12 protein-coding genes and 1 pseudogene are annotated in these 13256 nt (G+C 62.0%); 7 read left to right on the plus strand and 6 right to left on the minus strand.

Going from position 1 to position 13256, the window contains the following annotated elements; all coding sequences use genetic code 11:
* The 4 genes and pseudogenes from MKK68_RS03605 to MKK68_RS03620 form a co-directional block, all read left to right on the plus strand.
* Positions 1-560: pseudogene (locus tag MKK68_RS03605) on the plus strand (peptide ABC transporter); the annotation flags it as partial.
* 137 nt (positions 561-697) lie between these two features.
* Complete coding sequence (locus MKK68_RS03610) at positions 698-847, plus strand: hypothetical protein (protein WP_244028766.1); 150 nt, start codon at positions 698-700, stop codon at positions 845-847.
* Between the two features lie 543 nt (positions 848-1390).
* On the plus strand, positions 1391-3598 hold the full coding sequence (locus MKK68_RS03615) for an EAL domain-containing protein (RefSeq protein WP_313899215.1): 2208 nt from the start codon (positions 1391-1393) through the stop codon (positions 3596-3598).
* A gap of 689 nt (positions 3599-4287) precedes the next feature.
* A complete protein-coding gene (locus MKK68_RS03620) occupies positions 4288-4572 on the plus strand; it encodes a hypothetical protein (protein WP_244028768.1) in 285 nt (94 codons plus the stop codon).
* 614 nt (positions 4573-5186) lie between these two features.
* Here MKK68_RS03620 and MKK68_RS03625 read toward each other — a convergent pair.
* Both MKK68_RS03625 and MKK68_RS03630 read right to left on the minus strand, forming a co-directional pair.
* A complete protein-coding gene (locus MKK68_RS03625; protein WP_244028770.1) occupies positions 5187-7031 on the minus strand; it encodes a thiamine pyrophosphate-binding protein in 1845 nt (614 codons plus the stop codon).
* Positions 7032-7198: 167 nt separating this feature from the next.
* On the minus strand, positions 7199-7807 hold the full coding sequence (locus MKK68_RS03630; protein ID WP_244028772.1) for an NAD(P)-dependent oxidoreductase: 609 nt from the start codon (positions 7805-7807) through the stop codon (positions 7199-7201).
* Positions 7808-7910: 103 nt separating this feature from the next.
* Between MKK68_RS03630 and MKK68_RS03635 the strand changes: the two genes are divergently transcribed.
* Positions 7911-8288, plus strand: a complete 378-nt coding sequence (locus MKK68_RS03635; RefSeq protein ID WP_244028774.1) for a winged helix-turn-helix transcriptional regulator — start codon at positions 7911-7913, stop codon at positions 8286-8288.
* 42 nt (positions 8289-8330) lie between these two features.
* Positions 8331-9113, plus strand: a complete 783-nt coding sequence (locus MKK68_RS03640; protein WP_244028776.1) for an SDR family oxidoreductase — start codon at positions 8331-8333, stop codon at positions 9111-9113.
* Between the two features lie 356 nt (positions 9114-9469).
* Here the strand turns inward: MKK68_RS03640 and MKK68_RS03645 are convergent, their stop codons facing one another.
* The 4 genes from MKK68_RS03645 to MKK68_RS03660 all read right to left on the minus strand — a co-directional run bounded on the left by MKK68_RS03645 (position 9470) and on the right by MKK68_RS03660 (position 13016).
* On the minus strand, positions 9470-10003 hold the full coding sequence (locus MKK68_RS03645) for a GrpB family protein (RefSeq protein ID WP_244028778.1): 534 nt from the start codon (positions 10001-10003) through the stop codon (positions 9470-9472).
* Between the two features lie 15 nt (positions 10004-10018).
* Entirely contained in the window at positions 10019-10504 is a 486-nt protein-coding gene (locus MKK68_RS03650; RefSeq protein ID WP_409567155.1) for an N-acetyltransferase family protein, read from the minus strand.
* A 338-nt stretch (positions 10505-10842) separates the two neighbouring features.
* On the minus strand, positions 10843-11757 hold the full coding sequence (locus tag MKK68_RS03655; RefSeq protein ID WP_244028782.1) for a DUF3471 domain-containing protein: 915 nt from the start codon (positions 11755-11757) through the stop codon (positions 10843-10845).
* Positions 11758-12131: 374 nt separating this feature from the next.
* Positions 12132-13016, minus strand: coding sequence for a LysR family transcriptional regulator (locus tag MKK68_RS03660; RefSeq protein WP_244028784.1), 885 nt, complete (start codon positions 13014-13016; stop codon positions 12132-12134).
* Positions 13017-13120: 104 nt separating this feature from the next.
* On the opposite strand from MKK68_RS03660, the gene MKK68_RS03665 reads away from it, so the two are divergent.
* On the plus strand, positions 13121-13256 hold a 136-nt coding region (locus tag MKK68_RS03665; protein ID WP_244028788.1), incomplete at its 3' end, for an NmrA family NAD(P)-binding protein.

Here is a 13256-nt window from a genome sequence, read left to right on the forward strand (position 1 = left end):
TGACCGCCGCGGCAGTGCCGACCGAAGAGACGCTGGTCTACGAGAACGGCGCGCCGATGATCTGGACGATGGGCGTGCTCGCCGTACTGTTCGCGGCCGCGGGGGCAGCCTTCGTCCTGTACCCGCGGGCCGTTGGGATCACCCACGACGCATTCGCGCAGCAGATCCTAATCGCCGTCGTGGTCGCGGGTGTCATCGGGGCGGCCCTCTACGCGACGTTGGTCCACCGGCGCGGCCGCTCGCCCCTGCTGGTGCTGACGCCCGAGACGCTCCGCTCCCCCCTCCTCGACGGCGCAGTGGCGTGGCGAGACGTAGCGGACTTCCAAGTGAGCTACGGCAAGCGTGTCACCCTGACGTTGGCGCTCGCGAAAGATGCTCCACTGCCGCGGGCGATCGGCCTGCTCTCGCGGGCTGGGGTGAGCCGACGCCGTCGTCAGGTAATCGTGCACGCTTTGGGCGTGCGCGGCTTGAAACCCGACATCTACGCGGCGCTGATCGGGCGCTACCTCGCCGGCGCACGCGCCCGTGCGCACCTGTCCACGACGGGCGAGACGATCTGATCGCTTGGCCGCTGGTACGCGTCTCTCCGGACGCTGGTGCAACACCGCCTGCTGGCTCGTGCTCTGGTGTTTGGAGGCTGGATCCGATCACGGCGGCCGGGCGCACCGTCGAGGAGCGGCTGGAAGGGCTGAACTGAATGGCCCTCGAGCTGAAAAAACGAGAGCTTGCGGTGTCGGCGGTCAGCGCCAAACTGCGAGTCGCTGCACAGCAGTCAGAAAACGACCGTTTTCCCGACGCGTACGGCTGCATGCAGCAAGGTCCGAGAAGGGTAGCTACCGGACCTTGATCTTCGATCCGGAAGCGGACGTTCCACCCGCGATCCAATCAAGACATATGTCCTAGACCCTTTTGTGTCTGATTTCCGACCATCTGACCTACGCTGACGCTGGTCTGATCCCGCGCGTCGAAGCCGAGCGGCTTGCCGTGCTCCATCATCTAGGCCGGGCGCAGCTATGCCTATCCGGTCTGATGAACGCGATCCGTGCAGACCCGTCCGATGACGCTAATGCCTGGATCAGGGCGCACGATGCCGAGACAAACCGGGCCGGCGAGCATTTGCGGGCGCTCCGCGAAATCAGGGACTGAGAGGGCTGGGGGTAGGAGGGCAGTCGCTTGCCCCGCTCGCCGATGGCTTCGGCGTCGTCACGAACGGCGTGCTCTGCGTTACCGGCCTGGAACTGACGGCGGACGAGTGGGTGGTGCGACATATGACGGCGGTATGAGGTGGTGGGTTGCGATTTTCAGCTATAGCCTAAAGGCGCCTTTGATAAGTGGGATGTTAATAATCCATCCGTAGGTTCTCATATTAAGAAAACTACTGGTTGTAATCGTGAGACCTACTCCAAGCCTTATCGTTGAAGACACACGAGTCGCTGCACTCGCTGAATATGACCTTGTCAATTCGGCCCCGGCGCCAGGCTTCACGCAGATCGTTGCCCTTGCTGCCCGGTTGTTCGAAGTGCCGATCGCTGTTGTCTCCCTGATCGATCGCGATAGGCAGGTGTTCCATGCCAAGGTGGGCGTCGCCTCATGCGAGACCGACCGCGAAATCGCGATTTGCTCGCATACCATCATGCAGGCCGAGGCTCTCGTTGTCCTCGACACCACTCTTGATCCGCGCTTCCACAACAATCCCTTCGTTACAGGGCCATCGCAGATCCGCTTCTACGCCGGCATTCCGCTGCGCACGCCCGCGGGACATGCCATCGGTACGCTCTGTCTAGCAGATACACGGACACGCAACGCCTTCTCCGACGCCGATCGGGAGACACTACGCCAACTCGCCGACCTCACCGTCGATCGCATGGAGTTGCGCCGGTTGGAGGTTGCGCAGCGTGCAAGCCAATCACGTTTCGAGCAGATCGCATCGACCTCCCCGGACGGCATCATCTGTGCTGACGCCAGCAGTCGCATCACTTTCTGGAATGCTGCCGCCGAACAGATATTCGGCCATGAGAGCACCGAGGCGATCGGACAGTCGATCGACCTGATCGTCCCCGAGCGCATGCGCGGGGGTCATGGTGGCGGCCTGCACCGGGTCGCCAACGGGGGCAAACCTAGGCTCGTTGGCAAGACCATCGAGCTGCCAGCCCGTCATAAGGATGGGACCGAATTCCCAATCGAGCTGTCGCTGTCGAAGTGGCAGGAGGAAGGGCGCGCGGCTTTCGGTTCGATCGTGCGTGATATCCGTGAGCGACGCGCCAACGAGGAGCGCTTGTTCCGCCTTGCACATCTCGATCCACTGACCGAACTGCCCAACCGCTCCGTCTTACGCGAGCGGCTGGATGAGATCGCCACCGTGGGCCGACCTGTATCCGTGCTAATGCTCGATCTTGACGGCTTCAAGGAGGTCAACGACAGCTACGGCCATGGTGCCGGCGACGCTGTCCTCAGAGTGATGGCGACCCGTATTCTCGCCTGTGTCCGTTCGATCGACACGGTTTCCCGGCTTGGCGGCGACGAGTTCGTTGTCCTCCTACCCGATATCGGCGATCCACTCCGCGCTGCCGAGGTGGCGGGTACCATCATCGCAGCCGTCGCCGAACCGGTGGAGTATGACGGACAGACGCTCAGGCTGAGCGCGAGCCTTGGCATCGCCATGGCGCCTTCGCATGGCGATAATGCCGGCGAACTCCTTGGCTGCGCTGATCTCGCATTGTACCAAGCCAAAGGCGACGGCCGACATTGCCATCGGCTGTTCAGCCCCGTCCTACGACACCAGGCGCAGCGTGCTCGTGTTTGCCGGGACGAGTTGGGTCGAGCGGTCGAGCGTGGCGAGTTCGTGCTGTTCTACCAGCCGCAAGTGCGCCTAAGCGATGGCGTCCTGGTCGGAGCGGAAGCGTTGATCCGCTGGGAGCACCCTGACCGCGGCCTGCTTGCACCAGCTGCGTTCATCGACGTGCTCGATAGCAGTCGCTACGCTGCTCAGGTCGGCGACTGGGTCCTGCACACAGCTTGTACCCAGGCAGAAGCATGGCGTTCCGCGGGAGCACTGGACTTCCGTATGGGGGTCAACCTGTGCAGCGCTCAGTTCCAAAGGGGCGACCTTACCGAGACGGTCCGCGCCACCTTGAGCGACACCGGACTGCCCGCCGCCTCCCTGGAGTTAGAGATCACCGAAAACATCGTGCTGCGCCAGGAGATCGAACTGATCGCGACATTGCACAGCCTCCGCGAGACTGGGGTCGGCATCGCGTTCGACGACTATGGGACGGGCTACGCCTCCCTCAGCCTTCTGAAGCGCTTTCCACTGACGCGGCTGAAGATCGACCGCTCGTTCGTGACCGGTATGCTCGCCTCGCATCACGACGTGACGATCGTCCGTGCGATCCTGCAGCTTGGGCTCGGGTTCGGGCTGTCGGTCATTGCTGAAGGCATCGAGACCGAGGCCGAGCATGCCTGCCTGCGCACTGAGGGCTGTCAGGAAGGGCAAGGCTACCTATTCGGTAAGCCGATGCCAGCTGATGCGTTCGCGGCCGGCTATGGCCTAGGCGTAGATGCTCGTTGGGCGCCGGCCAAGCGGCTCGGCGCAGCCTAGGTGATATCCGAGCGCGGCCCGCGGATCGCGGTGCGCTGAGACCTCCACGACGCGGACCAGATTGCCTCCGTGGGGTTCCTCGCATTTTAGCGAGAAAGCGGCCCAGAAAGCCAAACCTCGATCCGGGCTGCCAAGCGATCCGCAATCAGGGAAACAACACCAGCGGCGAGGAGAGCACGGAACGACATAGATTGAACCTCCACATAAGGGTATTTTTCGAATTATTATTGCTTCCGTCAAGCAACGCCTGGATGTTTAAGGATTGTTTAACGGCCGTGCAACTGTTAATATTTTGAATTAAGATGGGCCGCATGCATAGTTGAATCGTTCATATTGCGATTATAGGCAAGACCGTCGAATGAAGCGAGATCGTTGATTTGTCCTACCTATTAGAAATCGAATGCTATGCAGTCGTGGAATGTTTGAAATTCAGATATATTATATTATAGACGTACTATAATAAAACCGTTATTTGCTATATGAAGATCATTTATGCTTCGATTTTGCTGAGCATGGCGACGGAATCCATCGTGATCTGCCCGACGTCGCAACAGGACCGCCAAATGATGTAAGCCGTGTTGACGGAACTGCGTAGTTTGCAGCGAGGGCAACAGTTCGATATTTGCGAACCAAGGGAAGCAGCGGGCGCACGCTAACGTTCCGCGGTTCTGGGTATTGAGAGGGCCGGCATGCATCCGCTGGAAGAGCGCGCGTTGCGAAAGACCCAGATGCTCATTGATCGAGTTAGGGCCCATCGCGCCGAGCACGATGCAATGCTGCAAGCAACCCGCGCCGCCATCCGAACGTCATTGGACCGCATCGCGCGCGTTCAGGCAAAATACGGCGAGCTTCCCAACGTTCGCCGGCCAGAGAATGCGTTTGAGCAACAACCCGAACGTGCCGATGACGCCGCAGGAGTACGTCAGAGCGATCGTGCTGCCGACGCTGGCCGAGTTCCGAACCGCACGAGATGATCGGCGACGCGCCTATCTGGCGTGCCTCGTGATCTGCCACGTCGCCGACCCCCTTACGCTCGCCGAGGTTCAGGCACAGCCCAGCTTCGGCATGGCTGGGAGTGGGAGCAAGACGGCCGTTAAGAACACTTTGAAGCGTGTACAAGCTACGGTGGAGGCTCGGTGCGCTCAGGCTTCTGTCGTGCTGGCGAGCCGGACTATTCCGGCGAGGTCGGGACCGACTGGCCGCTCGGTAACTACACGGCGCTCGGGGACCGGTGGGGGAAGGAACTCACTGCAATTTTCGGGCGGCATGTAAGCCTGGAACTGTTCGCCCGATCTGGCGAGGTCGAAAGCAGGGAGGCCCGCGTCGCAAAGGTTTCGGCAATTATGCTGTGGTCTCGTGCCTCGGGCTAATCGGCGGGGGCCGCGCCTGTTAGCAAATGTTAGCATCAGCAAGGCCGGCACCGACGCGATGTTATGTCGGATAAACGATCGTTTTCCCGACACCTATGTCTGCCCGGGGCAAAGTCCGAGAAGGGTGGGGAGCGGACCCTAGCGCCCGAACTCTCGAATGTCGGCAAGTACCTCAAAGCAGACAAGATGAAGATCTAGTTCGCAACCTTCGCTTGTTCTTAGGCCACGACCTTATTAGGCCGCTGGCTCTCTTCCTCGGGATCGACCTCAACGTCAAGGACCGCCGGCCCGGACGCTGCCAGCCACGCCTGCACGGCCGGGCGCAGTTCGGCCACGCTCGCCGCCCGGAAGCCGCGCGCGCCCATCCCCTCGGCACAGGCCGCGAAGTCGATGTGGCCGAGCGCACAGCCATACTCCGGCACGCCCAGCTCACGTTGCTCGGCCTTCACCTGGCCGTAGGCGTCGTTGTTGAGCACCATCACCTTCACGTCGAGCTGGTTCACCACCGCCGTCGACAGCTCGGCCATCAGCATGGACAGGCCGCCGTCACCCGCCAGCGCGATCGAGGTCCGACCCGGGTGAGCGAAGGCGCCGGCGATCGCCAGCGGCAGCGCCGAGGCCATCGTCACCAGTGTGCCCGAGCCCGTCCAACCCTGACCCTGCCGGATCTGGATGTGACGGGCGGCGAAGTGGGTGTTGGCGCCGCAATCCATGCTGAACAGCGCGTTCGCCGGGGCGAGATCGCTCAGTACGCGAACCGCCGTCTGTGGCCGCAGGCGCGGGCCCTTCTGAGTTGCCTCGACCTGGTCGAGCAGGGTGCGCCACGTGCGCTTGTGCGTCTGCGCTTCGGTCAGGAAGCTGCGGTCGGTCTTGGCTTGGAGCATCGGCAGCAGTGCATCGAGCGTCGCGCCCATGTCACCGGTGAGGCCGACCTCGACGGGATATTTCAAGCCGATGTGGTCCGCCTTGATGTCGATCTGCACCCCGCGGGCCTGGCCCGGCTTTGGGTAGGAGTCGACCCAGGGCATGGTCGTGCCCAAAATCAGCACCGTGTCGCAGTTCTCCATCGCCCATTGCGAGGGCGCCGTGCCGAGATGGCCGACGCCGCCGGTGGTCAGCGGGTCATCGTCGGGCATCAGGGCCTTGGCGAGATACGCCTTGGCGATCGGTGCGCCCAGCGTGTCAGCGAGCTTGCGCAGCTGCGGTACGGCGCCCGCGCAACCTTGGCCGGCCATGATGGCGATGCGCCGCCCGGCATTGATCGCCTCGGCGGCAGCCCGAAGCTGATCGACCGGCGGCGTCCCCATCGGGGGCGCCCACGAGGAGGCGGTCCGACCGCCGGCGCTCGCCGAGGAGGCCTTGTCGGCCGCGAGCGTCAGTTGCTGTACGTCCTTTGCGATCGTGAGGTGGACGACACCCCGGTTCGCCAGTGCGGTGCGACAGGCGCGGTTGACGAGCATCAACGCGTTGTCCGGTCCGGTGATACGCTCGTCGAGCAAGGCGACGTCCTGCATCAGCTTGACGGTATCGACGCTCTGCATGAACCGCATCCCTTCCATATCGTGGAAGGTCGTACCGGTGATCGCCACCACGGGGGCGTTGTCATAGGCGGCGTCGTAGAGGCCGTTCATCAGGTGCGCTGCACCTGGTCCCGTTGTGGCGAGACAGACGCCGAGCCGGCCGCCGTGCTTGGCCATGCCGCCGGCCATGAAGGCGGCCGCCTCCTCGTGGCGCACGCTGACGAAGGCGATCTTGTCCTGTCGCTTGCGCAGGGCCTCGACTATCGGGTTAATGCCGTCGCCGACGATGCCGAACACGTGGGTGGCCCCCCAGGTGATCAGTGTGTCGACGAGGATGTCGGACGTGTTCTTGTCGGAAGAGGGCGACATCGCAGGCTGGGGCGCGGCACGCATCGTCTCGGCGCTTTGAGCCGCGGCGGCTGCCGATGTACCGACTGACGCAGCCGCCGGTGCGCCGACCGCCGCTGCGGCCGCGCCGGCGAACTTGACGAAGCCGCGGCGGTCGACCGTCAGGGATGGCTTCTTCTCCATTCCGTCTGCCATAACGTGCTCCTGCGTGACGTCGATGTAAGCTGGCGACCGGGGTGTTGCTGGTTGATGTCGCTAGAGCGATCTAGGGCGCACCCGCGTCAACGTGGCGTGATCGAGCCCCTGGGCATGCACTCGATACCGAAGCCGGCGGCCACGTTTGGACCGCCGGGCACTGTCGCTCAATAGCCAACCGTAAATCGAGCACGCGAGTGTTTTGGCGTCTCCAGTTCGTCGACGAGCGCGATGGCGTAATCCTCGAACGAGATGCTGCTGCCCTGTTCGTTGGCGAGGAGCTGATCCGTGCCGAGGCGGAAGCGGCCGGTCCGCTCACCGGGGACGAACATCGCGGACGGCGAAAGGAACGTCCAATTTAAGTCGGTCTCGCCGCGTAGCAGGTCGAGAAACACGCCTCCGGCCGCGGCCTCCGCCTTGTACTCGGCCGGGAAATCTGGGGTGTCGATCACCTTCAGGCCCGGGGCGACCTCCAGGCTACCGGCACCGCCGACCACGAGATAGCGCTGCGCGCCCGAGGCTCGCACCGCCTCGATCAGCTTGCGCGGGTCGCTCGCGGTGAAGTGCACGGAGCTTATCACCGCGTCGTGCCCCCTGAGCAGCGCCGCGAGGCCCTCCGGGTCGAAGACGTCACCCGTTTTTGCGGTCACGCCTGGCAGGGCCGCAACCTTGTCCGCGTTGCGCGCGATGGCGGTAACGGCGTGCCCGCGCCGAGTGAGTTCGGCGAGGATGCGCGAACCGGCATTGCCGGTGGCTCCGATGAGAGCGACGTTCATGGTGGTACCCTACTATGGTTTCGAATAGGTACCTGGTGCAGCAAGAGTAGGCAGGCGTAAAGAAGGCACCTGTCACGCACCAGGTTACCCGAGAGAAACCACCATGCCCGCTTGGAACCCCTACGCCTCAGCCTGCCCAACGCGGATGGTGTTGGATCGCGTGGCCGATAAATGGGCGGTGCTGGTACTGGGTTTGCTGGCTGACGGTCCCGTGCGGTTCAATCAATTGCGCCGGGCGATCGAAGGCCTGTCGCAGAAGATGCTGTCGCAGACCCTGAAGAGCCTGGAGCGAGACGGGCTGGTCAGCCGCAGGGCGATCGCGACGGTGCCGGTCACGGTCGAGTACAGCATCACGCCGCTGGGGCGGACGCTCACCTCCACCGTCGACGCCCTGCGCGTATGGGCGGAGATCCACATGGAGGAGGTGCTCAGCGCGCAAGAACGGTACGATGCGGGTAGGCGGGACGCTGTGCCAGTCTGAAAACTCGCGACCGGACACCGACCGACCCAAGGGAGAGAACTCATGGATGTGACGCTGAACGGGCGCATCGCCGTCATCACCGGGGGAAGCAAGGGTCTCGGTTTGGCCATCGCAGCACGCATGGCCAGTAGTGGCGCGGACGTCGCCTTGCTTGCACGTCGGCCGGAGGGACTTGCGAAGGCACGGCAGCTTGTAGAGCCGATCGCGCGGGGGCGGGTTCACGTCGTGGCCTGCGACGTCTCGCAGGCGGCTGAGCTTGAGCGCGCCTACCACGACGTCATAGAAACGCTGGGACGCGTCGACATCCTCGTGAACAACGCCGGCGTCTCCCAGGCCGGCGCCTTCGTGTCGATCACCGATGCCGTCTGGCAGGCCGACCTCGACCTCAAGCTGTTTGCGGCGATCCGACTTGCTCGGCTGGCGTGGCCCGGGATGGTCGAAGGCCGTTGGGGACGGATCATCAACGTGCTCAACACCGCGGCCAAGGCGCCCAAGGCCGGGTCGGCTCCGACGTCGGTCTCGCGGGCGGCAGGGCTGGCGCTGACCAAGGTACTCGCGGGCGAAGGCGCACCGTACGGCATCCTCGTGAATGCCCTGCACGTCGGACTGATCGACAGCGACCAATGGGTCCGTCGCCATGCCGACAAGAACGACGATCAGCCCTATTCGGCGTTCCTGGCCGATATGGCGCGCAACATCCCTCTCGGCCGCGTTGGGACGGCGGAGGAGTTCGCCAACGTGGCCTGCTTCCTCGCTTCCGACCTCGCGGGCTACGTGACCGGCGCCTCGATCAACGTGGATGGCAACCTCAGTCCAGTTACTTGAGCGACCCGACGCCTATGCCTCGTGTGGATTAGAGTCCGGGTCCAAGGCGACGAATAGGGATGATCCAGATCCATCGAAGCATCCAATGGTGGTCCTGAGATCCACTAAACGTCTGCTCTTGTTTGAATACAGACCTCCGATGACAGCTGCATGACCGTCTGAAAAGGGTCGATAGCGACCTGAACGACGTGTCTGGTATCCAACCGTTTTCCCGACTAGTACGGCTGCGTGCAGCAAGGTCTGAGAAGGGTGGGGAGCGGACCCTGACCCTTCGCCCTAAAGCGGACGTTCCGCCTACGACCCAACCCGGTCGTCTGGAACGCCGTTTGGGCTGCTCCAAAGCGGACTTCAATCGTTCAGGAACTTCGCCATTCAGCCACGGCAGCGGCTTCGACGGCGTCGATCCACGCACTCTTGCATGCGCCATACTCGTGAGAGTTGTCAGGATGAAGCGCTAGGCAGCGAGCCTTCTCATCCTCGTAGGAGGCGGCAACTTGCGGATTTCGGCGAAGGTAATCGCGGAGGGCGAGATGGCGGTCGATGTCCGGCGAGCCGACGCCGTAGCAGTGTAGTTGAACGAGACGCCGCCCGGTGCTCGGCTCATTCTTCGTGGCGTAACGCCGTCCGAGGAGCCCGAACTCACCCCACCATTCGTAGCCGACCCGTTCGAGTTCCTGTCTCTGAAGGTCCACCTCACCAAGGTTTTGAACTACAGGTAGAAGATCGAGGATCGGCTTTGCTCTTAAGCCTGGAATGGCTGTTGATCCCACGTGGTGGACGGCCAGCAGGTTCGGGCCAAGCGCAGCGCGGAGAAACGAAGCTTCCGTTTGAGCTGCCGCCGACCATTGGGGATCGTGAACGGTCAACTCGACCTTAAAAGGTGGCGGCATCGTCTTCGGCAAATCCTACGATTTGATGCGCTTCTGCATCTCCACATTCTCGATAGGGCTTCCACACTCCATGCCGGAATATGTGCGCACCTCTTTCCAACCATGGCGTGCGTAGAAGCCACGTGCTCGGGTGTTGAACCCACGCACCTCCAGACGCACGACCGGATGAATGCACGCGACCTGCCGCTCGGCCGCGACGAGCAGCTTCGAGCCAGCACCTTTATTCCAATAGGCGGGATCGACGTGCAGGTCGGTGATCTGATCGTCTCCAACTTGCATCATCCCAATCAGCACGTCACCACGAACGGCGACGATGAAGCTTTGCCACTCATTCTCAGCCTGCAACCGCGCGGGGTCGAAAGCGGCGAAGGCTTGCACCGCCTCGAACGGAAGCTCGGGGGCCCAGGTGACAAGCCACGAACGCCGCAAAAGACGAACGAGCGCAGGCACGTCACTCTCTCTGGCTGGACGAAGGGTTGTTTGATCAGATGCCACTTGCACTCCCTGAGCGACCCTGATGCTATATTGCCTCTCCCAACCGTGGCAGTTGTCAGACTGGTCGTCACAGGCCCTAGGAGGACCATAAGCGGTCTACGCGGCTTTGGCAGCTTCGATGCACGTGCTGTCCAGAAACAGACAGCCAATAAATCACCTCAAGCCGTCATTTGGCTCGCGACCCATAATTGACGGCACAGGGTTTCTAGGGATTTCTCAAGGATCGACTACGTCTAGGCTGTTGTTAGAGATTGGCGTGCACCACGATGGCAGGATAATCTTGTATATGAGTTTCGCCGCACCAAGGGCGATGGGGAGTAGGGTTCCCCATCGCATTGCGTGCGTCAGGGCAATATTCGGAAGCTAGCGCTTTCTATCCTGCCAGCACCATCAAGAATTATTCGCCACTCCGTTTGTGCTCCAGCAAAATCAACTTCGTAGACGTCACAATCATCGACACTGGATACGCCCTTAAATTCGACCTTGGTCAAACCTCCCCAGCCTCTAATTGTTCTCATGTTGTCTCGAAGCTGTTCTTTGTAGACTCTTTCTAGCGCATCTGTCATAAATCCGCAATCAGTATTGCCCTTGCGAGTAGCTTCGATCATTCGTTCCAGTGCGCTTTGACTTCCTGGCCACGGCTTGTTCGAAAGTCGATGGTCAGTACGGGGCCGTTCGACTGCATCTAATCGATCTTGCCCAACTCGACGTGAAATCTGTTCAAGTCCATGTTGGTGTAAAATCAGCGCGTTCACTTTGCCAGTATCATCAGATATGAAAGTTATTTGCGCCTGGATGCGGGAGTTTCTGTAGAAAAATTTGACTCGGCTCTCGGGCACTAGAGATAGAAACATTTGCCCCGTGAGACGCGCTATGAGTTCACCATCATCAATCTGGATCGTAAATATCTGCCGTTCATTAAGCTCATAGTATCCAACATATTTCTTCAGTATATCATGATTGACTTTCATCTCTTTGCGTTGACGAGCTTGATCAATGCGCAGCCGTTCTACCTTATCTGCGTCTGATTCAAGTTCCGGCATTTGTGTAGACTTGATGAGTTCTGCATGAAGCTGACGCCAGCTTCGATACCCATAGCTCCTCGCGACCTCTAGCTGAGCTTCAGCTAATTTTGCGGTCGGATCGACAGCCCGAAGCGCTTTAAGCCGCGCCTTCGCTTGGTTGCGTAAATGCTCAAGGTTGGGGCTATTTGGGAGATCGCGCGTGAGTGTGGCGCTCGACCGGATCGATGCGGTCATAGAAGCCTTCCTTCCTCTATGCCCATCGTCCGCGTTCTTGGGCAGGAAGTCAGGTTGTGATCGAAGGAGTCGAATGGGCTAAGCCCTTTACGCGGACCGTTGGCCTATCCCGAGGCCAAAGAGATGCTACGTCCGGATTTCAAAAACGGCAAGAGGGGCTTGCTCTTGGGCGTATGTGGGCAACGAGGCAGTGTCCGCTTCGATGCCCAAGTCGCTCGGAAGCGGACCGGCAAAAATCCACCCCAAGCCGCCATTCGGCTTGCGACCCACCGCAGTCGTTGGGGACGTGGCCCAGGCGCTCCGGAAGCGGACGTTCAAAGGACGACGGGCGGCCAGCAGTTCCGCAATCACACGGCCCCGAATCGAGGGCGTCATCACCTGGCGTAGGATGACAGCTCGTCCGGTGTCCCGTTCGGAAACGCCTGCTTCAGATGGTCGAGGAAGGCCAAGACGCGCGCGCTGAGCAGTCGGCGCGTCGGGTAGAGGACCCACAGCGCGATGTCCGGTGCGTCCACGTCGCCCCAGTGTACCAACGTGCCCTCCGCAAGATCGCGGCTTACGAGCGACACGGGCAAGCGTCCGGCCCCGACTCCTGCGCGCACCGCGTCGCGAACCATGATGAGCGATGCCAAGCCGAGGACCGGCTCGACCGCGATCGTTGCATGGCCGGTCGGCGTCCTCACCTGCCAAGCCGGGCGGTCGCCTCCCCGCACGACGACCGGAACGGTCGTGCCTTCGATCGGCCTAGCAAGGTCGTGGGCTGCCACCACGACCAGTCGGTCGCGCAGGAACGCACGGCCTATGAGGCGCTCGTCCGGATCCGGGTTCACCCGGATCACAAGGTCGTAGCCCTCCTCGATCATGTCGACGGCTCGGTCCTCCGTCGTGACCTCCAGCCGGACCTCCGGGTATCTAAGGGCGAAGCTCGCTGCGAGCTTTCCCATCACGGTCTGGGAAAATAGCAAGGGGGCGCTGATCCGCAGGCGTCCACGGGGTCGCTCGCCGCCCGAGGCGATCGCCGCGGCGGTCTCCTCCAGTTCGGTGAGCAGAGAGCCCGCCCGCTCGAACAGCGCCCGTCCTTCCTGCGTCAGCTTCAGATCGCGCGCGCCCCGCTCGAACAGGCGCAAGCTCAAGCTGGCTTCCAGCTCGGCCACGCGTCGGGACAGCGTCGCCTTCGGGCGTCCGGCGGAACGGGCAGCCTTTCCGAACCCGCCATGACGAGCGACGAGGGTGAAGTCGGCGAGGGCGAGCAGATCCATCGTTCCACCAGAGAGACGTTGCGTCCAGATAAAGCATCTATTGGCGCAGGAGTGGATCGCTCATTTTGGGGCCATCGAAACGGCTCAACCCAAGGAGCGGACCAATGACCATCCTCATTACCGGTGCCACCGGCCGCGTCGGCCGCAACGTTGTCGAGCAGCTCACCAAGCGCGGCGCGAGCGTGCGCGTCCTCACCCGCGATCCGGCGAAAACCACTTTCAACGGCGATGTGGAGGTGG

It is taken from the genome of Methylobacterium sp. E-016 (assembly GCF_022829745.1).
Classification (GTDB): Bacteria; Pseudomonadota; Alphaproteobacteria; order Rhizobiales; family Beijerinckiaceae; genus Methylobacterium.

What these genes read in the sequence shown, in the direction of transcription:
- MKK68_RS03635 (WP_244028774.1), top strand. Translation starts at nt 7,911, where the DNA reads ATGCCCGCTTGGAACCCCTACGCCTCAGCCTGCCCAACGCGGATGGTG.
- MKK68_RS03645 (WP_244028778.1), bottom strand. Translation starts at nt 10,003, where the DNA reads ATGCCGCCACCTTTTAAGGTCGAGTTGACCGTTCACGATCCCCAATGG.
- MKK68_RS03620 (WP_244028768.1), top strand. Translation starts at nt 4,288, where the DNA reads ATGCATCCGCTGGAAGAGCGCGCGTTGCGAAAGACCCAGATGCTCATT.
- MKK68_RS03655 (WP_244028782.1), bottom strand. Translation starts at nt 11,757, where the DNA reads ATGACCGCATCGATCCGGTCGAGCGCCACACTCACGCGCGATCTCCCA.
- MKK68_RS03660 (WP_244028784.1), bottom strand. Translation starts at nt 13,016, where the DNA reads ATGGATCTGCTCGCCCTCGCCGACTTCACCCTCGTCGCTCGTCATGGC.
- MKK68_RS03625 (WP_244028770.1), bottom strand. Translation starts at nt 7,031, where the DNA reads ATGGCAGACGGAATGGAGAAGAAGCCATCCCTGACGGTCGACCGCCGC.
- MKK68_RS03640 (WP_244028776.1), top strand. Translation starts at nt 8,331, where the DNA reads ATGGATGTGACGCTGAACGGGCGCATCGCCGTCATCACCGGGGGAAGC.
- MKK68_RS03610 (WP_244028766.1), top strand. Translation starts at nt 698, where the DNA reads ATGGCCCTCGAGCTGAAAAAACGAGAGCTTGCGGTGTCGGCGGTCAGC.
- MKK68_RS03630 (WP_244028772.1), bottom strand. Translation starts at nt 7,807, where the DNA reads ATGAACGTCGCTCTCATCGGAGCCACCGGCAATGCCGGTTCGCGCATC.